The following is a 24950-nucleotide window of genomic DNA, read 5'->3' as shown; positions in this document are numbered from 1 at the left end:
CCCATCGACACCACGCCTGCAATAAAAACGACACATAAGGTAACAACTTTCGGAATCGACCGCCTTGCCAAACCAAAGGAAATTTACTAAGTGATTGATATAAATCGTTTTTTAGAAGTTTGGCACAACTGGTGCAACTCTACAAGTGGCTTAAAAAGAACAATAAATAAAGCCTCAATAATAATAATAGCGACACTGTGGACCTGGATGGGGAAGCTTGCTTCCCCGCGTATTTTTTTATTCCCCAACTGTAACCTCAATACGTTTAGTGTCGTGCCCTCATGATGCCGACCATCATTGATCGTAATTTCGATATCAACAAGCTCCACCATTCTGCGGTCAGCGTTGCCCTGCGCCTGAACGACAAGGGCTATGAGGCCTATGTCGTAGGCGGCGCCATTCGCGACATGTTGCTGGGCAAAACCCCCAAAGACTTCGACGTAGCCACTAACGCAACCCCCGAGCAGGTTCACGCGCTGTTCCGCGGATCGAGAATCGTTGGACGCCGTTTTCAAATTGTGCACGTTCGCATGGGGCGGGACATCATCGAAGTCACAACGTTTCGCGGGCACCACAGCGAGTCTGATAACAAAAATACAGCGAAGCAAGGTCGTAGCGGCGTGCTTCTGCGAGACAATGTATTTGGCACCCTAGAGCAAGATGCGATCCGCCGAGACCTGACCGTTAATGCCTTGTATTACGACCCAGTAGAAGACACAGTCATTGACTATACCGAAGGCCTTCGGGACATCGCTGCACGACGCTTAAAGATTATTGGCGATCCTGAAACACGCTACCGAGAAGATCCAGTTCGCATGCTGCGAGTCCTGCGTTTTCAGGCAAAATTGGGGTTCGACATTGACTCTGCTACCAACCAGGCACTGAATGACTGCGCACCTTTATTGGCGCAGATACCCGCAGCACGTCTGTTCGACGAATTTTTAAAAGGTTTCATGGCAGGGCACGCCAAACCGTTTAGCGAGATTCTGCTGCAGACTCCGGTGTGGCAAGAGCTGTTTCCCGACTCCGCACAATACATCGATGCAAAGGTCTGCTACCGCCCAATGCTTTTTGCCGCCATGGGCAATACCGATCAACGCATCAATGCAGGCCAACCGGTAACACCCGCCTTTTTATTAGCGGCTATTTTATGGCCGGCAGTAGAACAAGGGCTCGACCTAGCTCTCGCACGCGGTGAAGCCCCGATTCCAGCGATGCAAAGCGTGGGACAAGACGTTATTTTACGTGCCATCGAACGTATCGCCATACCCAAACGATTTACGACGATGATGCGGGAAATTTGGGACTTACAGATGCGTATGGACCGGCGTAGACACCGCAAGCCCCTAGAGTTCGCGCAACAAAAACGTTTCCGGGCAGCCTACGATTTTCTGAGTCTGAGAGCGCAAGCTGGCCAAGATGTGGGGGCCGTTGTTGACTGGTGGACACAGTTTCAAGTTGAGCACCCAGAACTCGAGTCGCATCGGCAACAACAGCATCAAGATGAGCCAAGAAAGCGCCGCCGTCCAAGACCAAGGCGTCGTCCAAATCCATGATCTTGGTCTATTTAGGCTTGGGCAGCAATCTAGGCCGGCCGGTACAATATTTAGAAGCAGGCCTCCAAGCGCTGCAAAATCTGAGCAATGCATCGCTCATCGCGGTCTCTAGCATCTATCGAACTAAACCTGTAGGCGGACCAGACCAGGACGATTATTTCAACCAGGCCGCACTGGTGAGTTATTCGGGGACACTAGAACAACTCCTGAATGACTGCCAAGCGATAGAGCACAGCAACCAGCGGGTTCGCAACGAACGCTGGGGGCCTCGAACACTGGATATTGACCTGCTGTATTCACCCCATGAAGCCAGTGATACCAAGAGTCTACAGGTACCCCATCCCCGTCTGACCGAGCGTTTATTTGTTCTTGCACCATTGTTAGAGTTACCCGAAGCAGATACGATCAGCATTAATGATAAGACGCTGTACGAGTGGGCTGCCTTGCAACACACGCAGCACATTCAATTAACCCACCATCAATGGAACGGCGCAGACATCGTGGAGTCAAATAAGATATGACAGACGAATTATCTTCTCTGTTGCGAGGCCGATCACTGCCGCCTTTTATTGCCATTGAAGGTGTTATTGGAGTGGGTAAAACCACGCTAGCACGGCGGTTAGCACAGACCTTCCAGTATCAAACAATCCTTGAAGACCCCACTGCGAACCCTTTTTTAACAAAGTTTTACGAAGATATGCGCCAACATGCTCTGGCGACGCAGTTATCCTTTTTATTTCAGCGAACACAGGCCATTCAAGCTCTGCGTCAAAGCGATATTTTTGCGCCGCTGCACGTTGCGGACTTCATGTTACAAAAAGATCCACTCTTTGCCCGGCTGACCCTAAACAGCGAAGAGTACGAGCTGTACGACAAGGTCTACCAACAAATGACGGTAGATGTCCCGCGACCCGATCTCGTGATCTATCTGCAAGCACCGACAGATGTGCTATTGAGCCGTATCGAGCGTCGCGGTATTAGTTCTGAACGACGCATCAGCGCCGACTATCTGAACAAACTAAACCAAGCCTACAGCGAGTTTTTCTTATACTACGATGACTCTCCCTTGCTAATCGTTAATGCGAGTGATATCGACTTGGCTTCGTCCGACGCGGACTACCACAATTTGGTAAACTACTTCCTTGATATCCGCAGCGGGCGGCATTACTTTAATCCAACATTTTTTGGGTAGAGCATATGGCTAAATTTACCATCAGCAAATTGGACCAGATGAAGACGGACGGCGATAAATTTGTCTGCATCACCGCCTACGATGCAACTTTTGCTCGCCTAGTCAGCGAAGCCGGTGCCGAGAGCATACTGGTCGGTGACTCTTTGGGTAATGTATTACAAGGCCACGACAGTACCGTACCCGTTACCATCGAGGCCATGGCTTACCACACCGAGTGCGTAGCGCGAGGAGAGCCCAACTCACTCATCATTGCAGACATGCCTTTCATGTCTTATGCCACCCCAAAAGATACTTTAAAAAACGCCGCCAAGCTGATGCAAGCGGGGGCACAAATGGTGAAGCTCGAGGGGGGAACCTGGCTAAGTGATAGCATCAGCCAGCTGGTTGAGCGGGGTATTCCGGTATGCGCCCACCTTGGTTTGACGCCACAGTACGTTAACGCCTTTGGCGGGTACCGCGTACAAGGGCGCACGCCCAAAGAAGCCAAATCTATTTTGGCCGACGCGGTTGAAATTCAAGATGCGGGCGCGGGCTTACTGGTACTGGAGTGCGTGCCCGAAGAACTAGCCACCGATATTACCAATAAGTTGGATATTCCTGTTATAGGTATTGGGGCAGGTCCGGGCACCGACGCGCAAGTCTTAGTCATGCACGACTTACTGGGTCTGAATCCGCGCCCTGCCAAATTTGTGGCCAACTTCATGGAAGGGCAAAGCACAGTACAAGGTGCGCTCAAAGCCTTCGTCGATGCTGTTAAAAGCGGTGATTTCCCCCGTGAAGAGCACTGTTACCACTAGCTAATAGGCGAGGCAGTCACACACTGCCTCGCGTCATTTTCTTGTCTCAATCCATTGTTTCATGCCTTAGGCTGCGGCATACTCTGCGTCCTCAAAATGCCCCGCAAAGCATCTCAAGGTGTCGATAATGCAAACACTGACCTCAATCAAAGCACTGCAAAACACCATCAAACAGCAACGCTTGGCTGGGCGAAAAATAGGCTTTGTACCAACGATGGGTAATTTGCACCAGGGTCACTTGAGTTTGGTGGCTAAGGCAAAAGAGCTCAGTGATTTTGTTGTGACCAGTATCTTTGTGAATCCTCTTCAATTTGGCGCTGGCGAAGATCTGGACAACTATCCGAGAACACTCTATGCAGACTCAAAGCAGCTCGAGGCTCAAGGTAACGATATTGTTTTTGTGCCCAGTGTCGCCGAGATGTATCCAAGAGGCATGACGACCCAGACACAGGTTAGCGTGCCACAGCTATCCGAAACTCTGTGTGGCGCCAGCAGGCCCGGGCACTTTGATGGCGTCACTACGGTCGTTACCAAACTCTTTAACATGGTGCAGCCCGACATTGCGGTATTCGGCGAAAAAGATTTTCAGCAGCTATCGATCATCCGCAAAATGGTGGATGATCTGTGCATGCCAATAGACATTATCGGCGTCCCGACGGGCCGAGCCGCCGATGGTCTAGCTTTAAGCTCGCGCAATGGCTACCTGACTGCCGAAGAGCGCCCGATAGCGCCTGAACTGAACAAGACCATACAAGCCTGCAAAGAGGCCATTCTATCTGGCAGCACTGACTTTGCGGATCTTGAAGCGAGCGCCAACAAACGCCTAGAAGCCGCAGGATTTAAACCTGACTACTTCGCCATTCGAGACTCAAGCACACTGGCCGAAGTGACCGAGCAGACGAAAGAGATCGCGATTCTGGCAGCCGCACGGTTAGGGGCTACCCGATTAATCGACAACACGCGTCTCGCTCCGCCAAAATAAGACCTCGCACATCAAACACAGACATTCGACCTTAGTCTGCTTGCGCCGCGCGTCACACTCGGTATTATCTGAGGTCTCTAATTAAAACGACGAGATCGCAGTATGTCTGAACATCATGTCTACCCCGTTCCCGAGTCATTCAAAGACGCTCATATTACTCCCGAGCGCTACGAGCAAATGTACCGCCAGTCAATCGACGAACCAGAGATCTTCTTCGGCAATTTGGCACAGGAATTTCTGAGCTGGGATACCTCATGGAACACTGTGTGTCGCTATGATTTCCCGAAAGGCGAAGCCGAGTGGTTTAGTGGTGCCTCATTAAATATCAGCGTTAACTGCATCGACCGTCATCTTCCCGAGCGCGCTAACCAGACTGCGCTTTTGTGGGAAGGCGACGATCCTAGCGAAAGTCAGCACATCACCTACGCCGAACTTAAAGACGAAGTATCGCAACTCGCAAATGCGTTGATCGCTCGGGGGGTCACCAAAGGCGATCGAGTGTGTATTTATATGCCTATGATCCCTCAAGCCGCTTACGCCATGCTTGCTTGCGCTCGTATTGGCGCAGTGCACTCCGTGGTCTTTGGCGGCTTTTCGCCCGAAGCCCTGAAAGACCGCATTCTCGACTCAGATTGCCAAACCGTTATTACCGCGGACGAGGGATTGCGCGGCGGAAAACGTGTCCCGCTAAAAGCCAACGTCGACAAGGCACTAGCAGCCTGCCCCAACGTTCACACTTGTCTGGTCGTAAAACGCACCGGCAGTGACGTTGATTGGAGTGAGGGCCGCGACGTATGGTACGAGGAGTTCGTAGCGAGCCAATCCATTGATTGCGCCCCCGTCAGTGTCGCAGCGGAAGACCCTTTGTTTATTTTGTATACCTCAGGTTCTACCGGCAAACCCAAAGGCGTGTTGCACACCAGTGCCGGCTATTTACTGCAAGCGGCCGCAACCTTTAAATACGTGTTTGACTATCGCGACGGCGAAGTATTCTGGTGCACCGCCGATGTCGGCTGGGTCACTGGTCACAGTTATATTGTGTATGGTCCTTTAGCGAACGGCGCCACCTCGCTAATGTTCGAGGGTGTTCCGACCTACCCCGATGCCAGCCGTTGCTGGGAGGTCATTGACAAGCACAAGGTCTCTATTTTCTACACCGCACCGACTGCAATTCGCGCCCTCCACGTGCAAGGCGATGAACCGGTTAAGCGCACCTCTCGTGCCAGCCTACGTTTGCTAGGCACCGTAGGTGAACCCATCAATCCCGAGGCTTGGGAATGGTATTACAAAGTCGTTGGGGACAGTCGCTGCCCGATTGTTGATACCTGGTGGCAGACGGAAACTGGGGCACATATGATTACGCCGCTCCCTGGCGCACATGCCTTAAAGCCGGGCTCCGCGTCATTCCCGTTTTTTGGCGTGGAGCTAGCGCTGCTGAATGAAGACGGCTCTGAAATCGAAGGCGAAGGCGCCGGCTACCTCGTAGTTAAGCGCTCTTGGCCGAGCCAAATTCGCAGTGTTTATGGTGACCATCAGCGTCTTATCGACACCTACTTTAGCACCTATAAGGGTTATTACTTTACCGGTGACGGCGCAATGCGCGATGCCGATGGCTACTATTGGATCACCGGCCGCGTTGACGATGTACTGAATGTTTCGGGGCATCGCATGGGTACTGCCGAAGTCGAAAGCGCACTAGTGCTGCATGAAGGCATTGCCGAGGCCGCTGTCGTCGGCTTCCCGCACGATATTAAAGGCCAGGGTATCTATGCCTATGTCACACCAATGGCGGGTGTAGAAAAAAGCGATGCGCTCTTTAAAGAGCTTATTGATCTGTGTGTCGCCGAAATTGGTCCGATTGCTAAGCCCGATATCATTCAGTGGGCGCCAGCACTACCCAAAACACGCTCAGGCAAAATTATGCGCCGTATTTTACGCAAGATTGCCGAGAACGAGCTCGACTCTCTGGGTGACACCAGCACATTAGCAGACCCTAGTGTGGTCGAGAACCTGATACAAGAACGCCCGCAAACCTAAGCTCGCGGGCGTTTTGGAGTTATTGAATACCGACCCTAGGGTCGGTATTTTTTTAGGCTTTGGGCTCTTCTGATTCGTCAGTCGCAGGCGTTTCGTCAACCTCTGCAGGTGATTCCTCAGTCGAGTCCGCTGCAACAGTCTCTTCTGCAGTGCTTGCTTCAACAACCTCAGCGGACGCTTCGCTTGCTTCTTCTTCCGCGGTTTCCGCTTCGTCTTCTAGCAACTCTTTGATCGACAGCTTGATGCGGCCTCGTTGATCAACATCCAGCACTTTCACACGTACAGTCTGACCCTCTTCCAAGAAGTCGGTGACCTTTTCAACGCGCTGATTCGCGATTTGCGAAATGTGGACCAAACCATCTTTACCCGGCAGGATGGTGACAAAAGCACCGAAATCAACGATGCGTGCAACCGTACCTTCGTACACCTGGCCAACCTCGGCTTCCGCCGTGATTTCCATCACCATTTCAACCGCGCGATCGCGAGCGGCTTGGTTCTGACCAAAAATCTTAACGGTACCGTCGTCATCGATATCAACCGTTGCACCCGATTCTTCGGTAATAGCGCGGATGGTTACACCACCTTTACCAATGATGTCACGGATTTTATCGGAATCGACTTTCAAAGTGACCATGCTTGGCGCATCAGCAGAAGTCACTTCGCGAGCAGTGCTGATCACAGAGTTCATCTGACCTAAGATGTGCAAACGTGCATGCAAGGCTTGCTCGAGCGCGATTTCCATAATCTGCTCGTTAATGCCTTCGATCTTGATGTCCATTTGCAGTGCAGTGACACCCGCAGCAGTACCAGCGACCTTAAAGTCCATGTCACCCAAGTGGTCTTCGTCACCCAAGATATCGGTCAACACGGCAAACTGATTACCTTCTTTCACCAGACCCATGGCAATACCAGCAACAGGTGCCTTCAGAGGTACGCCAGCGGCCATCATCGCAAGCGAACCAACGCATACCGATGCCATCGAAGACGAACCGTTCGATTCGGTAATTTCGGAGACGACACGAATGGTATATGGAAATTCGTCTTGGTTTGGCAACACAGCAGCTAAGCCGCGACGAGCCAAACGACCGTGGCCAATTTCACGACGACCCGTTGCGCCAACACGACCTGCTTCACCCACCGAGTAAGGAGGGAAGTTGTAGTGCAGCATAAACGCATCTTTACGCTCGCCCTCTAATGCGTCGATAATTTGCGCATCGCGGGTAGAGCCTAACGTCACCGCACCAATGGCTTGCGTTTCGCCACGAGTGAACAGAGCCGAGCCATGTACACGGGGTAACAAATCGACTGAACAGGCAATTTGACGAACCGTCTTACCGTCACGGCCATCAATGCGCGGCTCGCCCGCCAAGATGCGCTGGCGTACCAAAGCTTTCTCGACGCTTTTGAACACATCCTTAACGTCGTCTGCACTTGGACCGTCTTCGACAGCTAGCGCTTCAACACAGGCTGTACGAATTTCGTCAACGCGAGCATAACGCTCAGCTTTTTCGGTGATGCGGTAGGCCGCACCCAAATCTGCACCAGCTTGCGCACGAACTGCTTCAAGCAACGCCTCATTAACGGCAGGAGCCTGCCAGTCCCACTTAGGCTTGCCAGCTTCGGCCACCAATTCGTTAATGGCAGCAATAACGGTTTGCATTTCTTGGTGGGCGAACAATACCGCACCCAACATTTGGTCTTCGGTTAACTCTTTCGCTTCCGACTCAACCATCAACACCGCGTCTTTGGTACCAGCAACTACCATGTCCAGGTCACTGCCTTTAAGTGCGTTGTAATCTGGGTTTAGTAAGTAGCCTTCTTGGGCGTTGAAACCAACTCGAGCCGCACCGATAGGACCATTAAAAGGCACACCTGAAATCGCTAGCGCTGCCGAAGTACCAATCATCGCAGGAATATCAGGGTCAATATGATCATCCGCCGCCATGACAGTACACATCACTTGGACTTCGTTCATGAAACCATCTGCGAACAGCGGTCGGATAGGACGATCGATCAAACGCGAGGTAAGGGTTTCTTTTTCACTTGGACGGCCTTCACGCTTGAAGAAACCGCCTGGAATTTTGCCAACTGCGTAGGATTTTTCTTGGTAGTGGACAGACAAAGGGAAAAAATCTTGGCCAGGTTTTTGACTTTTTGCCGCTACGACAGTGACAAGAACAGTCGTGTTTTCAACAGTAACGAGTACTGCGCCGGTTGCCTGGCGGGCAATTCGGCCAGTTTCCAGGGTGACCGTTTGGCCGCCATACTGGAAGGTTTTTACAATAGGATTCACTCAATTTCTCCAATCTTTCTAAAAGAAACCGGGGCCTTATGCCCCGGTAACTTACTCGGTTTAACGACGCAGCCCGAGTCGCTTAATCAATGTGCTATAGCGCGTCGTATCTTTACGCTTTAAGTAGTCCAACAAATTACGGCGCTGATTCACCATACGAATCAAACCGCGACGCGAATGGTGGTCGTGATTGTGCTCTTTGAAGTGTGATTGTAACTGCTGGATATTTGCAGTTAACAAGGCCACTTGTACTTCAGGAGAACCGGTGTCACCTTCGCTTGTTTGATAATCTTTAACAATCGCTGCTTTTTGTTCTGCACTTAATGCCATTTTCATCTTCCTTTTTACAATCTGCCCAAGCGGAATGCCCGCCATTTAAAAAAGAGCCTACCCGCGCAGATTTACAGATAGGTTCCCGCTAGCCCTCGTGGGTAGCGATCATTCTCAGAGGCGCGATCTCGCCGTCCTCTGACGCCTTTGCGAGCCCGACAAATTCGCCGGACGCACGTGCGACGCGCACAATACCAGAATTTGCGTCATTTAGCACGCATACTCGCTGTCCTTGCAGGAGTTTTTCGATTTCTTGCTCTCCCAAAGTCAGGCGCGTCAAATACTGCAATCCCGCATCTATGGGTAAAAGCCTTGTGACCAAGTCTTGCCCAGCGGATTGCACCTGCTCTAGCGTCATAGCATCGCTCAAGTCAAAGGGACCAGCCTCGGTTCGACGCAATGCGGTCAAATGTCCGCCCACACCAAGCGAGGCGCCTAAATCTTCTGCCAATGACCGAATATAGGTCCCCTTACTGCAGCGCACAAACACCTGACAGAACGCTCGTTCGCCGGGTATAAAATCGAGCATATCAAAGGCTTCGATTACCACATCGCGAGCTTCGCGCTCTATCTCAATACCTTGACGTGCTAATTTGTATAAAGGCTGACCGTCTTTTTTCAGCGCAGAGTACATTGGTGGCACTTGCTTAATAGCACCCTTAAAACCCTGCATTGCCTGTTCTACCGATTCTGCCGTTAAATGAGACGCACTGGAGGTTTCAACCACCTCACCCTCGGCATCACCGGTGGTACGGGTCTCGCCAAAGCAGATCGTCGCAAGATAGGCCTTTTCTGCGTCCAGTAAATACTGACTGAACTTGGTAGCCTCACCGAAACAAACAGGTAAGACACCCGTCGCGAGCGGGTCTAACGCACCTGTATGACCGGCTTTTTGGGCATCAAGCGCTCGACGGCACTGCTGCAGAGCGCCGTTAGAGCTGTATCCTTGAGGTTTATCTAGAATGAGAATGCCGTCTATGCGACGCCCACGTTTACGACGGGCCAAGCCTTACTCCTCGCCAGGCTCGCTATTAGCACCCAACATAGCTTGATCCGCCTCTTTAGCGCGGCGAATTAAGCCTTCTAGGTGGCGACCACGACCAACACTTTCGTCAAAGACGAAGCGCAAACTGGGCACAGTACGCATAGTAGAGTCTTTTGCTATTTGCGCACGCAAAAAGCCTGACGCTTTGTTCAACACCTCGGTGGTTGGTTTTGCGCTCTCGGCAGTATCGGCATCGAGCACTGTAAAAAACACGCGCGCATGACTCAGGTCACGGCTCACCTGAGCGCCCGTGATATTCACCATTGCCACACGCGGATCACGCATCTCGGTTTGAATTAGGCTGGCGAGCTCTCGCTGGAGCATATCGCCAACCCGTTCTGTTCGACTGTACTCTTTTGCCATAAGTCGATATTACAAAGACCGAGCCACTTCTTTCACGTCGAAGACTTCGATCAAGTCGCCAACACGAACGTCGGTGTAGTTCTTAACGCCGATACCACACTCCGTGCCGCTCTTAACCTCACTCGCATCGTCTTTAAAGCGACGCAGTGACTCGAGCTCGCCTTCGTAAATTACAACGTTGTCGCGCAATACACGAATAGGCTTGGAACGATAGACCGTACCGTCGGTGACCACACAACCCGCAATCAGACCAAACTTGGGCGACTTGAACACATCGCGCACTTCAGCGATGCCCACAATTTCTTCACGCAGCTCTGGCGCTAACATACCGGTCAACGCTTGTTTGACGTCGTCTAACAAATCGTAAATGACGTTGTAGTAACGCAGATCCACACCTTCCGCCTCGACCAGACGTTTAGCCGCATTATCGGCACGGACGTTAAAGCCAAACATTACCGCATCACTGGTCATGGCCAAGGTGACATCCGTCTCGGTGATACCACCGACCCCACCCGACACAATATTTACCTGGACTTCAGAGTTACCAAGATCCAGTAACGACGACTGAATAGCTTCGAGCGAGCCACGCACGTCGGCTTTAACAATAACGTTAAGAATTTTCTTCTCGCCCGCGGTCATGCTCTCGAACATGTTGTCTAGTTTCGCTGCCTGCTGACGCTGTAATCGCGTTTCACGATTCTTGTCTTGACGGAAGTCAGCCAATTCACGCGCGCGTTTTTCGTTCTCCACAACAGCAAACTGATCACCCGCATCAGGCGTTCCGTCCAAACCCAGAATCTCGACCGGTATACTCGGGCCGGCCTCTTCAATTGGTGCGCCGTTTTCATCCAACATAGCGCGAACACGACCGTACTGGAGCCCCGCCAAAATGATGTCGCCGCGACGCAAGGTACCGCTTTGCACCAATAACGAAGCAACAGGTCCACGGCCGCGATCCAGACGCGACTCAATTACGATACCCTGTGCAGGAACATTTCTGGGGGCTTGGAGTTCAAGTAACTCAGCCTGCAGCAGAACTGCGTCTAATAGATCCTCGATACCTTCGCCAGTGTGCGCAGACACGTTGATGAACTGGGTGTCGCCACCCCATTCTTCCGGAATAACGTCCTTCGCTGACAGCTCATTTTTTACGCGGTCAGGGTCAGCGCCTTCTTTATCAATTTTGTTGACTGCAACAATCAACGGTACATTTGCCGCCCGCGCGTGAGCTACCGCCTCTTCCGTTTGTGGCATGACACCGTCATCGGCTGCAACCACGAGAATAACGATATCGGTACTTTTCGCGCCGCGAGCACGCATGGCTGTAAAGGCCGCGTGTCCGGGAGTATCCAAGAAGCTGATCATACCGTGGCCAGTTTCTACGTGATAGGCACCGATGTGCTGAGTAATACCCCCGGCCTCACCTGCCGCCACACCAGACTTACGAATATAGTCCAGCAACGAGGTCTTACCATGGTCTACGTGACCCATAACGGTCACGACGGGTGCACGCGGCTCTGGCGTTCCCTCGTGCTGAGATAAGGTCTCTTCCAGTTTTTCTTCCAGAGCGTCGGCACTTACAAATTTCACCCGGTGACCCAGCTCTTCCACAACGAGGGTCGCCGTATCCTGATCGATCATCTGGTTGATCGTTGCCATAACGCCGAGCTTCATTAACTCTTTAATCACGACGCCTGCTTTGACAGACATTTGACTGGCCAAGGCGCCTACAGAAATCAGATCACTAAGTTCGACATCGTAAATGATTTTCTCGGTGGGCAACTCGAAACCATGCTGATTGTCGCCACTTGAGCGTGACTTTTTGCGACCGCCACGGCGTCGCATAAACCCGTCTTCCGCCGCATCGATATCCGACAACGACATATGACGTTTCTTACCACGCCCACCGATCGAATCTTTGTTAAGCCGAGTACCTTTTTTGCGCGGTGAATCGTCTTTCTCGACGGGCGCCGCGGCCTCATGCAAACGCTTTGGACGCGCTTTATCGCTCTCTTTTTTCGCAGCTGCTTGCTTCTCGGCCTCTGCCGCCGTTTTCGCTTTTGCTTCTTTCTCTTTTCGCGATGCCTCTTCCGCTGCTTTTTTCTCGCGGATGGCGTTTTCGCGGGCCTCTTCTTCTTGCTTACGACGCAATGCGGCTCGCTGGCGCAGCACTTCAGGGTCAAAGTCCTCGACTTCTGGCTCTGGCGCCAGTTCGACGGCGGGCTCGGTAACTACCTCGGGCTCGAGCTCTGTTGCAATGTCCTGTACAACCGACTCTTCAACGACTTCAGGCTCAGGCACCACCTCTTCGGCGACCACCTCTACCACAGGCTCGACCACCTCTTGTTCAACCGCTTCTACAACCGGTTCTTCAATAAGCTCTGGCGCAGTCACTTTCGCTTCAACCTCGGGCTCGAGCTCTTCACGCTTTACGTAGGTTCGCTTCTTACGCACCTCTACGTTCACGGTTTTACGGCCGCCTGAACCGCTGGTCTTCAGAGTGCTTAAGGTCTTACGCTTTAGCGTGATTTTACGCGGCGCCGCATCAGGCTCACCGTGACTGCGCTTCAAAAACTGAAGCAACGTTTGCTTGTCTTCGTCGGAAACTTCCTGTGAGGCTTTGGTATGAGGCAATCCTGCCTCTTTCATTTGCCCCAGCAATCGCTCAGCAGATGCTCCGACGACTTTCGCTAATTGCTCTACAGTGACTTGTGCCATTCTTTACTCTCCTTCTCTCTTAATTCGTGGTGGGTTGCCTGTTTTAAAACTTAGGCTTCCTCCGCGAACCAAGGAGCACGAGCGGTCATAATCAACGACCCGGCTCGCTCTTCATCCATCTCTGGAATTTCCATCAGATCATCAACGCCTTGCTCGGCTAGATCTTCCATCGTCACAATGCCTCGACTTGCCAAGATAAAGGCCAAATGACGATCCATGCCTTCCATGTTTAGCAGATCATCAGCAGGCTCATTGGCGCCTAGCTGCTCCTCCGAAGCAATTGCCATCGTCAGGAGAGCATCTTTTGCACGCGCGCGAAGCTCTTCTGAAATTTCTTCATCAAAACCTTCAATGGCCATCATTTCTTCAAGCGGCACGTAAGCGACTTCTTCTAGCGTGGTAAAACCCTCTTCGACCAGTACCTCAGCCACGTCTTCGTCAACATCCAACCGCTCAACGAATAACTGCAGTACTTGCCCAACCTCTGCTTCCTGTTTTTCTTGCGCTTCTTCGGTGCTCATGACGTTAATCATCCAGCCCGTCAATTCAGATGCCAAACGCACATTCTGGCCGCTACGACCAATAGCTTGCGCTAGATTATCTTCCGAGACCGCAACATCCATCGTATGCGTGTCTTCATCAACAACAATCGATTCGACTTCCGCTGGCGACATCGCATTAATCACTAACTGAGCTGGGTTGTCGTCCCATAAAATGATGTCTACACGCTCGTTATCAAGCTCATTAGATACGGCTTGTACACGGGAGCCTCGCATACCAACACAGGCACCGACTGGGTCGATGCGCTGATCGTTGGTCTTAACCGCAATTTTCGCCCGCGAACCAGGATCTCGCGCCGCCGCACGAATTTGGATGACGCCTTCGGCGATTTCTGGCACTTCAATCCGGAACAACTCGATCAGCATCTCAGAGCAGGAACGGCTCAAGATGAGCTGAGGGCCGCGGATCTCAGTACTAATTTCAGTCAGAATGGCGCGCAAGCGATCGTTCACTCGGAAAGTCTCTCGACCCACCAAGTTGCCACGCGGCAACAGGCCTTCAGCATTGTTACCCAGATCGACAATAATGTTGTCTCGGGTCACTTTCTTGACGCTGCCAGCCACCAATTCGCCAACACGGCCGCGATACTGATCAACGATCTGCGCGCGCTCTGCTTCACGCACGCGCTGCACAATCACCTGCTTGGCAGTTTGCGCTGCAATACGGCCGAAACCGACGTTCTCGACGGTTTCTTCAAACACATCTCCGGGGACCAAAGACGGGTCTTTTTCAATCGCTTCCTCGGTGGTCAACTGCGTGCCTAACAAGGCCAGCTCGTCATCTGGCACAACCAACCAGCGGCGAACAGTGACGTAGTCGCCCGTTTTACGATTGATGGTGACGTGAATATCAGAATCCTCGTCGTAGCGCTTTTTCGTTGCGGTGGCCAAGGCCAATTCGATTGCCTCGAAAATAATATCTTCAGATACACCCTTCTCGTTCGATACCGCTTCTGCTACCAGCAAGATTTCTTTTGTCATTGAGAGCCTCGTTTTTACTCGCCCCTAAAGTCGGGGTTTTACCTTCGCCTTATCGATACTGTCGAAAGGCAACACATATTCATCGTCGTCTATACGGACCACGACGTCTTGATCTTCAATTCCTACTAAGGTGCCGTTAAAGTTCTTACGACCTTCGAAGGGCACGCGTAATTTCACTTCCAACCACTCGCCCACGTATTGCTGACATTGCTCTAAAGAGAACAGCAAACGGTCAATACCTGGCGATGACACCTCTAGGTTGTATTCACCCGCTATGGGGTCTTCAACGTCCAAAATACCGCTAATCTGGCGACTAACCTGGGCGCAGTCATCGACCTGCACACCTGCTTCCCGATCGATGTAAACCCTCAGCAAACTGTTTTTTCCTTGCGCACGAAACTCTAGACCCCAGAGCGCAAACCCCATGGCCTCTACCGTTGCTCGCAGCAAATCAGCTAATTCCGCTTCTTTTTTGGTCACTCGACCACCCATCAATCGCTAGATACAAAAAAACCCCAAACAGGGGCCTCTTAAAACTTGCACTCCCTAAGGGCGCGCAAACTATGTCTGCATTCGCACTGAATGCCAAACGCTGCACACTCCTTCTTACCTACGGTTCGCACACGCTTTGCGCTTCACCCAAAATAAGAGAGGCCACACAACTGCGCGCAAGTATACGCACAAAAGGCGATGCCTTCAACGAAGCTGGTAGTAGATAATCACGTTTTGTAAAAAAAAACCGGCACTTCCAAAGTACCGGCATTTCTATTTGGTAGCGGGGGCCGGATTAATACCTACGACCTTCAGCGGCTGCGCCGGATAAAGAGTTGAGCCCGACGGTTGGACGTCCAACACCCTCTGAACTACCCATAAATCACATAATCTTTAGGCATAAAAAAACCGGCACTTCCAAAGTACCGGCATTTCTATTTGGTAGCGGGGGCCGGATTTGAACCGACGACCTTCGGGTTATGAGCCCGACGAGCTACCAGGCTGCTCCACCCCGCAACTATCTGGTAGGCTGGCGCGATGTACAGCGCTCAACCGAGGGGCGAGATTATAGATACGCCCCCACCTCTGGTCAACACAAAAAGCCCAATCTTTTGGTTTTTTTCTCAAGCCCTGATAAAAAGAAATAAGAATCTCGGCCCGGAGCAGCCCCCCCTTGCTACTTCCTGCTCCAAACACTCATTAACTCGACATGCGGCGTTTGTGGATACATGTCCAGAGGTTGTAATTCGAGCAATGAAAACTCATCGCACAGTAAAGCAACGTCGCGCTCGAAGCTTGCCAGATCGCAAGAGATGTAAATAATACTTTTCAGGCTGGGCAACTGGCTCACCAACTGACCCAACAAAGCAAATCCGTCGCGGGGAGGATCTAATAATAATAACTCTGCATCTGCGCTCAAGCTCACCAATTCGGACAGTTTTGTTTTATCGAACAAATCCAGTGCAAAAGCTTTAGTACTTGGCAACGATTGCCGCAAAGTGTCCAAAGCCTCTGGTACAACCTCTACCACGGTGATGTCATCAACACCTGACGCAACAAGTGCTTGAGTTAAATTACCTGATCCTGCAAACAACTCTAGGGCTCGCTTGCAGTTGAGGCCGTGTAAGACCTTTGTTAGCCAGCCTAACATCTCCTGGTTTTGTGCCGTATTGCCCTGCCGAAACGGCAATCGCTGATTAAATGAGATGTGCTCGAAATCCACCTCGTCGGCAATATCGATGGTCACCCACGTTTTGCGACGACGGCCGATACCTAAATCTTGCTCTCGAATTCGAGCCAACAAGGCATTGTTGTGATCCGATAACACGACACATTGCTCGACATCCACGATCTGATCACTACGAGCCGCCACAAAACCTAGGGCATCAGCGGACGCCTTTAATTGCGCTCGGTTTCGATAGGCCAGCTCCTGGGGCGACGCCTGTATCGTACCTGGACAATCCAACCCCAAGCGTGAGCACATCTCTTCGACACGCCGCTGCTTGGCATATACCTGAGCAGCATAGTCGATGAACATCCAAGGGCACCCACCGCAAGTCTTTTCATTGACACCATGGTACGGGCATAGCGCATCGCGACGGGAGTCGCTGGCCTGCAAAATACTGACGAGCTCGGCTTGAACATAGGACTTTTTGGGCTCGACAATGCGAACTCGCACGTGCTCACCCAACCATGTGCCTGGCACGAAAAGGACCTGGCGCTTGTGCCTTCCGACCCCCTCACCTTTACTGTTCAGATCGGTGATCTCGAGATCTAATTCATCGCCGAGCTGCAGCTGCTTGTTCGCTCGCTTTGCACTTTTTGTTCTTGCGGGTTGCCACTTAAGCATTGACGCTCTCCAAACCAAAAAGAATGGCGATGAATAACACTAGAGTCGCGGCCACACGATTTAACCAAACACTGTGCTCGGGCTTCGAGAACCAACGCGCGAGCTGCCTGCCACCCAGGGCGTAAATGCTCATCGCAATAAACTCTGAAATTAAAAAAATGGGCACTAGCAGCCCGAGTTGATACGACAAGCTTTGCTGCTCATTAATGAAGCCCGGCAGAATAGCAATTAAAAACGCCCATCCCTTAGGGTTAAGCACAGCGGTATTGTAACCCAGCACAACTAACTGAACCTGACTCAACGAGGCCCTACCTGATTGAGCCTCTAGGGCACCTGATGCGCTTCGCCACATCCCAACGCCGACGTATACAAGGTACAACGCACCCAGCATAGTCAGCCAGGTCAGAGCCTCGGGCCTCCATCGCACGACCTGCGCAACGCCCACCGCCACACTGACTGCGACGGTTGCTACACCGGCCAGCTCACCTGCCATCATCCACAAAGTGCGGCGGTAACCACACGACATACCCAGAGTAAACGCTAGGGTCATGCACAATCCTGGCGTCATCGATATCGCAAATATCGTTACTGCAAATAGGCTTAGGGTATCGAGCGCCATGTACCAACTCTTAAAAACGCGCAGTATAACGTGTTATGGCGTCTTACGTGCATTCGCTTCCCGCCAAGAATTTTTCACCCAATAGATACCCGTAGCACAGTGAGCACCGAGCGGGCGAAACACGGCAAACAAAGATCTACTGTGAACTTTAACACGACAAAGAATTAATGGATTTGCCTGATCAATACATTACATAAACCAGAGCGATGCTTTAAGCTACATGCACTTTTTATTACCGCAAGCCAGCACGAGCCGAGACAGGCTCGACCGAGGACACCTATGCCAGATCGCGATTTTCGAGACAGCGCCATTCGCTACCACACCGACCCAACCCCCGGGAAACTCGCGATTCGCCCGACCAAGCCCTTAGCGAACAAACGTGATTTATCGCGTGCCTATAGCCCTGGAGTCGCCTATCCCTGCGAAATCATCGCTGAGCATCCCGAGCGCGTGGCGGAAATGACGGCTCGAGGCAATTTGGTTGCCGTGGTCACCAATGGCACCGCCGTATTGGGTCTTGGCAACATTGGACCACTGGCGTCTAAACCCGTAATGGAAGGCAAAGCAGTACTTTTTAAAAAATTCGCGCACATTGATGTTTTTGATATCGAAGTCGATGAAACCGACGTCGATAAGTTCGTCGACATCGTCGCATCTTTAGAACCCACCTTTGGCGGCATCAACTTAGAAGATATTAAAGCGCCTGAATGCTTTGAGATCGAGCGCAAACTCCGCGATCGTATGAACATCCCGGTATTCCACGACGATCAGCACGGCACGGCGATTGTAGCTGCAGCTGCTATTTACAATGGCTTGCGCTTGGTGAACAAGAACATCGAAGACATAAAACTTGTGGTGTCTGGCGCAGGTGCAGCCAGTATCGCTTGCGTCGACTTATTGGTAAGCATGGGTCTACAAAAAGCCAATGTCCGAATGCTAGACCGAACGGGCGTTATTTACGCCGGTCGAACCGAAGGTATGAACAAGTACAAAGAGGCCTACGCGGTCGCAACTACCGATCGGACCATTGAAGACGCCATTACCGACGCAGACCTATTCATGGGCTTATCGGGCCCTGGCGTTTTGAACGGCGATCTCGTCAAAAAAATGGCGCGCGACCCTCTTATTTTAGCGATGTCCAACCCCACACCCGAAATTATGCCCGAGGAGGCCAAAGCCGCGCGCCCTGACGCAATTTTAGCGACAGGCCGATCAGATTACCCTAACCAGGTAAACAATGTTCTGTGCTTTCCATTTATGTTCCGCGGCGCGTTAGATTGTGGCGCTACCACCATTAACGAAGAGATGAAAAAAGCGGCCGTAAAAGCCATTGCTGACTTGGTGCACCGAGAAGTAACAGAAGCAGTTGTTGAAGCTTACGCCGGTGAAGAACTTAAGTTCGGACCAGACTATCTAATCCCCAAGCCATTTGATGCTCGTTTGATTGAAGACGTCCCCCTAGCCGTGGTGAAAGCAGCCATGGAAAGTGGTGTCGCCACGCGCCCCATCGAAGATATGGAAGCCTATCGCAACAAACTGCATTCTTACGTCAGCGGTAGCCGCTTATTCATGCAGCCCACCATCGATATCGCTCGCAAAAACCCTGCGCGCATTGCGTATGCCGAAGGCGAAAACGACGATGTACTGCTGGCCATGCAGGGCGTAATCGACGAGAAAGTTGCCAAGCCTATTTTGTTGGGTCGCCCCTCGGTCATCGAGTCAAAAATAACCAAATTGGGCCTGCGAATTGATATCGAGAACGACATCGAAATCATGAATATTGAAGCTGGCGACTTGGAAGACAAGTACTGGCGTCACTACCACCGGAAAGTTGGACGTTCAGGTATGTCAGTAGAAGCCGCAAAAACTGTGGCGCACACTAATGCCACTGTTATGGCGGGCTTGCTCGTGGATATGGGTGAAGCCGATGGTATGATTTGCGGCAAAGTGGGTCGCTTTGATCGCCACCTGAAACACCTGTCCAGCTTCATCAATAGCAGTCGCGACTCTGGCGTCGTGTCCTCGGTATGCGCCCTGCTACTTGAAGATGGCCCGCTCATTATCGCGGACCCTTTCGTCAACGTAGATCCAAGTGAAGACGAGATCGTCACCATTGCGCAAGACGCCATCGAATACGCCAAACGCTTTGATATCGAGCCACGCGTCGCGCTGTTATCGCACTCGAACTTCGGTACCTACGAAGATGCCTCCGCATTAAAAATGAAGAATGCCGCGGCGCGCCTTCGCGATTTGCGCCCCGATGTGCAAATCGACGGCGAAATGCATTCGCTTTCAGCCCTAAACCCCGAAATGCGGGCCACAATTTTTGAAGACAACCAAATCGAAGGTAAAGCAAACGTCCTCATCATGCCAAACATGGATACCGCCAGTATTGCATTAGGCTTGATTCGATCACTGACCGAAGCCCGCTTGGTAGGCCCCTTTTTATGCGGCTTAGAAAAACCCGTTCACATTTTAATCCCCTCGGTATCCGGGCGCGGTATCTTGAATATGACTGCACTTGCTGTTGCTGATATTCATTTGCGTAAACTTAACGACTAACTCGCACTTTTCAACGCTGGCGCTGCGCATCAATGCAGCGCCAGTGGCCCCTCTCCTCAGCCATTTCATTAAGGCTGTCTTAAAGTGGTCTTATCAGGCAGCCTGAACTGGATCTATCGCTTTCCCCATGAAATCGGTAGAACCAAGCATACGCAAGTACCTTAAATAATAACGATTACTATTCAACTACGAATGAGGGGAAGCACATGAGTAACAACTCGACCAAAGCCTGCGGGTTAAAGCCTTTGGCACTGGCTGTTGGGGCAGTCGCAGCAGGTTTAAGTTTTCAAGCACCATTGGCATTTTCGCAAGCAAGTGCCCTAGAAGAAGTGATCGTAACGGCTAACCGCCGCGAAGAGTCATTGCAAAGCGTCGCTATGGCAGTATCGGCCTTTAGCGAAGACATGATGCGCGATCAGGGCATCGTCGATCTTAAAGGTATTACCGAGCGCACACCCGGCTTCACCATGGGTACCTTTAACCCAGGTCAACCACAGCTCTATATCCGCGGTATCGGCTCTAACGAAGACGGCGCCGGTGGTGACCAGTCGGTGATCGTATTCATCGACGAAGTTTACATCGGCCGCTCTGCAGGCATGGACATCGATCTGTTCGATCTAGAGCGTATCGAGGTCTTACGCGGCCCACAGGGCACGCTTTTTGGCAAAAACGTTGTGGGTGGTGCGGTCAACATGATCACGCGCAAACCTACTGAAGAAACCGTCATGCAAGTGGAAGCGACCTTGGGTGACTACAACGCAAGAACGCTGCGCGGTTTACTGAGCGGTGAGTTATCGGAGGGCGTTTACGGTAAGGCTTCTTTTTCGACGCGTCGTCGTGATGGCTATTTTGAGTCTGCACTAAATAGTATCCCTGAATATACGGGCGGGAAGGTTTCTGACACTCACGACATCAATTCTGACAGTGCGCGCTTTGGTCTGCGCTTGACGCCCTCTGAAGATCTCGAAATCAATTTATCGGCCGCATATTCCACCATCGATAAGCTGGGCCAACCAGACCACTTTATCGAGCCACCCAGTGCACCGGGGCTAAGCTATACGGTAAGTGCCGCATTGATCCCCAATTACGACAAAAAGATCCATACAGGGTTGTTCGATACGGCAGGGTACTTTGAAAGTACAGCAAAAAGCGTCATGGCCCGAGTTGATTGGAATATTAACGATGACATCATGCTGACCTCTATTAGTTCATTTCGTAATGTCGATGCCGAAAACTCAGACGAGCTGGGCCCAGGCGGCGCATCAGGCGCAAGCCCGCTAATGAACCTTTACGCCTCGGTAGCACCACTAGGCTCTCAAATGCTCTTTGGCGCCAACTTCTACACCGACGAGTCCGACACGATTACGCAAGAACTAAGATTTACGTCAACCAGCGATGGCCCGCTACAGTGGGTGGGCGGCCTATATTACATGGAAGAGGAAACACACCGTATTGAAAGTATCGGTGTGGGTATTGCGCTTCAGGGTATAGATCTCAATCTGGCAACGGGCCAGCCCAATCAAGTCGTTCCGGGCACCCCCTTTACCCTACTCCCTTATATTCCTGGATCAGATGACCAGCTCAACAAAACAACATCCATGGCAATTTTCGGACAGTTCACCTACGACATCACTGATAAATTAAGTGTGACTGCTGGAGCTCGCTACACCTCAGAAGAAAAAGAAATGGACCGCAAAGGCACGGCCGACGGCCTGGCGCTGTTGGGTGCTGCAATTGTGGGCAACTTCGATTTTGAAACCAGCGAGGATTGGAGCGAGCTGACTAAAAAGGTCTCGTTGGAATACCAACAGACCGAAGATGTCTTTTGGTACGCTACCTACTCTGAGGGCTTTAAGTCCGGCGGTTATCAAGGTTTGGCCGCAACGGAAATTGCTGCGGCAACTCCGTTTGATCCAGAGTTCGCGACGCTATACGAAGTGGGTGTAAAAACGGAATGGATGGACAACAAGGTCCGTCTAAATGCATCAGCATTCTCGACCGACTACGAGGACCTACAAATTTTGCAGCTACTTCTGCCTGATTCATTGGCAGCCGCAGGTGTAAATACCGGGGTATTGATAACGCAAAACGCCGCAGATGCTACCGTAGAGGGCCTCGAGCTCGAGTTTACAGCCTTCCCAATGGAAAACCTGACGATTCAAGGTAGCGCGACCTGGCTGGATACGGCGTTCGATAACTTCAGTATCCCGGCAGGCTACTCGGCACCCGCTAACAACACCACGCCAGATCGTTCCGGCAACGAACTGCGTAATGCTCCCGATTTCGCCTATAACTTGTTGGTGCGCTATGATTGGCCGCTCGCGTCTGGTGCAACGCTGGCGGCTCAGGTGGACTGGCGTCATAAAGACCTCGTATGGCAGGATCCAGATAACCTCGCGTTTGCGGCAGTGCCCGAGTACGACGCGGGTGACTTCCGTTTAATCTACACCACGCCATCGGGTAACACGCAGGTTAGCGCGTGGGTAACCAACTTTACCGATGAGGATTACTATCTGCACAACTACCCCACGGGTGGCGTAGGTAATGCGACCCCCGCACCTCCTCGTATGGTGGGCCTGACCGTATTCTGGCGCAACAACTAGGCGCTAAAACATCAATAAAAGGCGGGCTTAGCCCGCCTTTTTTGTGCCTTTGATGCATCCCTGCGATAGCCCGATTAGCTTGCTATACTTTCTCTAATATTTTAGGAGCTTACCCATGTGGAATTTACTTAACACCCCTCCGTTCTATGCGCACTTGATACGGAATCTCATTCTCAGCCTATTTTGTGTTGCCACTCTGTCTGCTCGTGCCGACACATCGCTCGATATGACCGTCTTCAAAAGCGAGACTTGCGGCTGCTGTCTTCATTGGATGGATCACCTAGCAAACAATGGTATTAGCAGCACAGCGCAGCACCCCTCAGATCTCAGTGGATTTAAGGGCGCCATGGGTATACAGCCGCAAATGCAATCCTGCCATACGGGCGTCATTGACGATCGCTACGTTTTCGAAGGACACGTTCCAGCCAAGTTGATTAAGCAATTTATGGACAGTCCTCCGGCGGGTAGCATCGGACTTAGTGTTCCAAGGATGCCCGTCGGCAGCCCAGGCATGGAAGTGGGTGACCGGTTTGACCCCTACCAGGTCATGTTATTGATGGAAGATGGCAGCGCGAAAATTTACGCCACCATCAATTCTCCGAGCGAGCAGTACTAGCGGCTTTTAAAGCGCATGGCGCAAGGCCTGAATGACCGCCGCCACGTGCTTGTGGTCTTCGTCCTCTACCGCTTGCGCCGCATTAGTGTGCGTAGCAATGACGAGATCACGCTTGGGGTCGATATAAATCCACTGCTGAAAAATACCGCGCGCTGAATACGAGCCATCGTCGAACAACCACCACAGGTAGCCGTAACCATCAAAGCCTTCGGAAGGACTCGTCGACTCTTTCATCCAGCCCTCGGGCAGTACACCAGTACCATCGGGCAAAACACCCTGGTCTTTAGCGAACATACCTATGCGGGCATAGTCTCGAAGGGTTGCATTCAAGCAGCAGCCCCCTGTTTCAACACCGCCCTCGCTGGACAACAGCCAGTAGGCGTCATGCTCCATACCGTAAGGCTTCCAGATTTTATGCTCTAAATACTCAGAAGCATTGTTGCCGATGGCCGATCTTAGCAATTCGCCCGCGAGATTTGTCTCGCCCGTATTGTAATTAAAGGTTGTGCCGGGCTCGGCGACTTTAGGCAAGTTAGCTAGGTACTGCACCAGATCGATGCCATTCAGTGCACCGGCCAAGGCCACGTCTGACTTGGGGTCCGCATAATCTTCATTCCAAGCAACACCTGAGGCCATGTGCAGTACATCCTTAATGCGAACATCCTCATAAGATGTGCCTTTCAGGCGCGGCAAGTAGTCGGCAACTTTTTCATCAACACTTTCGATATAACCGTCTTTGACCGCTGCGCCAATCAGCATAGAGGTCAGGGACTTAGTCACCGAAAACGAGACCCAGCGGGTTTCTTCGGTATGGCCGGGTGAATAGTGCTCTAACTTAATGTCATCGCCTTGCACCACAATAATTCCGCGGGTCGCCGTGCGCGCGTAAAAATCTTGTAACGAATATTGTTTGCCGTCCACCTCATAGCGTAATTCAGCAAAATCTTGATAAGCCTTGTTAAGGACTTTTACGGAGTTACCGGTCGATACCGTACGATTTGGAAAAGCACCTCGAATATTACCGAACACTTTTTCTCGAACGTCCTGCGGTAAAAATAGTACGTTGGTGGTATCGGCTTCTGGAGCTTGAGCAGCACCAAATGATGAAGCGAATGCCAGATTAACCGTCGCCAAAATCGCAAACGCGGAGGGTACAAGACGGTCAGAAATACGCATAACTTTTTCCTTATTATCACCGATGAATACAGCACTTTAATGCTAGACAATAAGACAAGCAAAGCGATTTTTATCGCGAATGACAGGGCATATATTGGTTCCTACATCAAATAGTGCTTAAACCTCGTATTTATTCTATTTAAGTATGAGGCCGTTTAATAATCATAGATGACAAAGTT

19 protein-coding genes and 1 tRNA gene are annotated in these 24950 nt (G+C 51.5%); 9 read left to right on the top strand and 11 right to left on the bottom strand.

Features of this window, described 5'->3' with window-relative positions; all coding sequences use genetic code 11:
* The first annotated feature begins 281 nt into the window (after positions 1–281).
* The 6 genes from pcnB (at position 282) to acs (ending at position 6564) form a co-directional block, all read left to right on the top strand.
* Positions 282–1556, top strand: a complete 1275-nt coding sequence (gene pcnB / locus EYZ66_RS03035) for a polynucleotide adenylyltransferase PcnB (protein WP_009576194.1) — start codon at positions 282–284, stop codon at positions 1554–1556.
* On the top strand, positions 1553–2077 hold the full coding sequence (folK, locus tag EYZ66_RS03030) for a 2-amino-4-hydroxy-6-hydroxymethyldihydropteridine diphosphokinase (protein WP_009576195.1): 525 nt from the start codon (positions 1553–1555) through the stop codon (positions 2075–2077). The genes pcnB and folK overlap by 4 nt, the downstream gene beginning before the upstream one ends.
* Positions 2074–2748, top strand: coding sequence for a deoxynucleoside kinase (locus tag EYZ66_RS03025; protein ID WP_009576196.1), 675 nt, complete (start codon positions 2074–2076; stop codon positions 2746–2748). Before folK ends, EYZ66_RS03025 begins: the two co-directional genes overlap by 4 nt.
* Before the next feature lie 5 nt (positions 2749–2753).
* Positions 2754–3545 carry a 3-methyl-2-oxobutanoate hydroxymethyltransferase gene (gene panB / locus EYZ66_RS03020; protein WP_009576197.1) on the top strand — a complete coding sequence of 264 codons (792 nt, stop codon included), beginning with the start codon at positions 2754–2756 and terminating at the stop codon, positions 3543–3545.
* 127 nt (positions 3546–3672) lie between these two features.
* Positions 3673–4527 (top strand): pantoate--beta-alanine ligase, encoded by an 855-nt coding sequence (gene panC / locus EYZ66_RS03015; protein WP_009576198.1) that lies wholly within the window; start codon positions 3673–3675, stop codon positions 4525–4527.
* 102 nt (positions 4528–4629) lie between these two features.
* Positions 4630–6564, top strand: a complete 1935-nt coding sequence (gene acs, locus EYZ66_RS03010) for an acetate--CoA ligase (RefSeq protein WP_009576199.1) — start codon at positions 4630–4632, stop codon at positions 6562–6564.
* A 52-nt stretch (positions 6565–6616) separates the two neighbouring features.
* Here the strand turns inward: acs and pnp are convergent, their stop codons facing one another.
* The 10 genes from pnp to EYZ66_RS02960 all read right to left on the bottom strand — a co-directional run bounded on the left by pnp (position 6617) and on the right by EYZ66_RS02960 (position 17814).
* Positions 6617–8857: a polyribonucleotide nucleotidyltransferase gene (pnp, locus tag EYZ66_RS03005; protein ID WP_160195588.1), complete on the bottom strand. Its 2241-nt coding sequence runs from the start codon at positions 8855–8857 to the stop codon at positions 6617–6619.
* Between the two features lie 60 nt (positions 8858–8917).
* Complete coding sequence (gene rpsO / locus EYZ66_RS03000) at positions 8918–9187, bottom strand: 30S ribosomal protein S15 (protein ID WP_009576201.1); 270 nt, start codon at positions 9185–9187, stop codon at positions 8918–8920.
* 88 nt (positions 9188–9275) lie between these two features.
* Positions 9276–10193, bottom strand: a complete 918-nt coding sequence (truB, locus tag EYZ66_RS02995; protein WP_160195587.1) for a tRNA pseudouridine(55) synthase TruB — start codon at positions 10191–10193, stop codon at positions 9276–9278.
* A gap of 3 nt (positions 10194–10196) precedes the next feature.
* Positions 10197–10595 (bottom strand): 30S ribosome-binding factor RbfA, encoded by a 399-nt coding sequence (rbfA, locus tag EYZ66_RS02990; RefSeq protein WP_009576204.1) that lies wholly within the window; start codon positions 10593–10595, stop codon positions 10197–10199.
* A 9-nt stretch (positions 10596–10604) separates the two neighbouring features.
* Complete coding sequence (gene infB / locus EYZ66_RS02985) at positions 10605–13313, bottom strand: translation initiation factor IF-2 (RefSeq protein ID WP_009576205.1); 2709 nt, start codon at positions 13311–13313, stop codon at positions 10605–10607.
* Between the two features lie 50 nt (positions 13314–13363).
* Positions 13364–14854: a transcription termination factor NusA gene (nusA, locus tag EYZ66_RS02980; protein WP_009576206.1), complete on the bottom strand. Its 1491-nt coding sequence runs from the start codon at positions 14852–14854 to the stop codon at positions 13364–13366.
* A gap of 24 nt (positions 14855–14878) precedes the next feature.
* A complete protein-coding gene (gene rimP / locus EYZ66_RS02975; protein WP_040816827.1) occupies positions 14879–15334 on the bottom strand; it encodes a ribosome maturation factor RimP in 456 nt (151 codons plus the stop codon).
* A gap of 451 nt (positions 15335–15785) precedes the next feature.
* A tRNA-Met gene (locus EYZ66_RS02970) sits at positions 15786–15862 on the bottom strand.
* A gap of 160 nt (positions 15863–16022) precedes the next feature.
* On the bottom strand, positions 16023–17195 hold the full coding sequence (locus tag EYZ66_RS02965) for a class I SAM-dependent RNA methyltransferase (RefSeq protein WP_009575960.1): 1173 nt from the start codon (positions 17193–17195) through the stop codon (positions 16023–16025).
* A complete protein-coding gene (locus EYZ66_RS02960) occupies positions 17188–17814 on the bottom strand; it encodes a LysE family translocator (protein WP_009575962.1) in 627 nt (208 codons plus the stop codon). The genes EYZ66_RS02965 and EYZ66_RS02960 overlap by 8 nt, the downstream gene beginning before the upstream one ends.
* Positions 17815–18093: 279 nt before the next feature.
* Between EYZ66_RS02960 and EYZ66_RS02955 the strand changes: the two genes are divergently transcribed.
* The 3 genes from EYZ66_RS02955 to EYZ66_RS02945 all read left to right on the top strand — a co-directional run bounded on the left by EYZ66_RS02955 (position 18094) and on the right by EYZ66_RS02945 (position 23595).
* Positions 18094–20376 (top strand): NADP-dependent malic enzyme, encoded by a 2283-nt coding sequence (locus EYZ66_RS02955; RefSeq protein ID WP_009575963.1) that lies wholly within the window; start codon positions 18094–18096, stop codon positions 20374–20376.
* 206 nt (positions 20377–20582) lie between these two features.
* Positions 20583–22979, top strand: coding sequence for a TonB-dependent receptor (locus EYZ66_RS02950; protein WP_009575964.1), 2397 nt, complete (start codon positions 20583–20585; stop codon positions 22977–22979).
* A 115-nt stretch (positions 22980–23094) separates the two neighbouring features.
* Entirely contained in the window at positions 23095–23595 is a 501-nt protein-coding gene (locus EYZ66_RS02945; RefSeq protein WP_009575965.1) for a DUF411 domain-containing protein, read from the top strand.
* A gap of 6 nt (positions 23596–23601) precedes the next feature.
* Here EYZ66_RS02945 and EYZ66_RS02940 read toward each other — a convergent pair whose 3' ends face one another.
* Positions 23602–24771: a serine hydrolase domain-containing protein gene (locus EYZ66_RS02940; protein WP_009575966.1), complete on the bottom strand. Its 1170-nt coding sequence runs from the start codon at positions 24769–24771 to the stop codon at positions 23602–23604.
* Between the last annotated feature and the right edge of the window lie 179 nt (positions 24772–24950).

Origin of the sequence: Aequoribacter fuscus (assembly GCF_009910365.1) — a bacterium.
Taxonomy (GTDB): Bacteria; Pseudomonadota; Gammaproteobacteria; order Pseudomonadales; family Halieaceae; genus Aequoribacter; species Aequoribacter fuscus.
Note: the sequence above shows the minus strand (reverse complement) of the source record. Positions and strands in the feature narration are given on the sequence as shown.

Excerpts from the sequence above, each read along its gene's own strand:
- nusA (WP_009576206.1), bottom strand. The coding sequence starts at position 14,854 with ATGACAAAAGAAATCTTGCTGGTAGCAGAAGCGGTATCGAACGAGAAG.
- panC (WP_009576198.1), top strand. The coding sequence starts at position 3,673 with ATGCAAACACTGACCTCAATCAAAGCACTGCAAAACACCATCAAACAG.
- pcnB (WP_009576194.1), top strand. The coding sequence starts at position 282 with ATGATGCCGACCATCATTGATCGTAATTTCGATATCAACAAGCTCCAC.
- EYZ66_RS03025 (WP_009576196.1), top strand. The coding sequence starts at position 2,074 with ATGACAGACGAATTATCTTCTCTGTTGCGAGGCCGATCACTGCCGCCT.
- folK (WP_009576195.1), top strand. The coding sequence starts at position 1,553 with ATGATCTTGGTCTATTTAGGCTTGGGCAGCAATCTAGGCCGGCCGGTA.
- EYZ66_RS02940 (WP_009575966.1), bottom strand. The coding sequence starts at position 24,771 with ATGCGTATTTCTGACCGTCTTGTACCCTCCGCGTTTGCGATTTTGGCG.
- EYZ66_RS02945 (WP_009575965.1), top strand. The coding sequence starts at position 23,095 with ATGTGGAATTTACTTAACACCCCTCCGTTCTATGCGCACTTGATACGG.
- rbfA (WP_009576204.1), bottom strand. The coding sequence starts at position 10,595 with ATGGCAAAAGAGTACAGTCGAACAGAACGGGTTGGCGATATGCTCCAG.
- EYZ66_RS02950 (WP_009575964.1), top strand. The coding sequence starts at position 20,583 with ATGAGTAACAACTCGACCAAAGCCTGCGGGTTAAAGCCTTTGGCACTG.
- EYZ66_RS02965 (WP_009575960.1), bottom strand. The coding sequence starts at position 17,195 with ATGCTTAAGTGGCAACCCGCAAGAACAAAAAGTGCAAAGCGAGCGAAC.
- acs (WP_009576199.1), top strand. The coding sequence starts at position 4,630 with ATGTCTGAACATCATGTCTACCCCGTTCCCGAGTCATTCAAAGACGCT.
- infB (WP_009576205.1), bottom strand. The coding sequence starts at position 13,313 with ATGGCACAAGTCACTGTAGAGCAATTAGCGAAAGTCGTCGGAGCATCT.
- EYZ66_RS02955 (WP_009575963.1), top strand. The coding sequence starts at position 18,094 with ATGCCAGATCGCGATTTTCGAGACAGCGCCATTCGCTACCACACCGAC.
- EYZ66_RS02960 (WP_009575962.1), bottom strand. The coding sequence starts at position 17,814 with ATGGCGCTCGATACCCTAAGCCTATTTGCAGTAACGATATTTGCGATA.
- rpsO (WP_009576201.1), bottom strand. The coding sequence starts at position 9,187 with ATGGCATTAAGTGCAGAACAAAAAGCAGCGATTGTTAAAGATTATCAA.
- panB (WP_009576197.1), top strand. The coding sequence starts at position 2,754 with ATGGCTAAATTTACCATCAGCAAATTGGACCAGATGAAGACGGACGGC.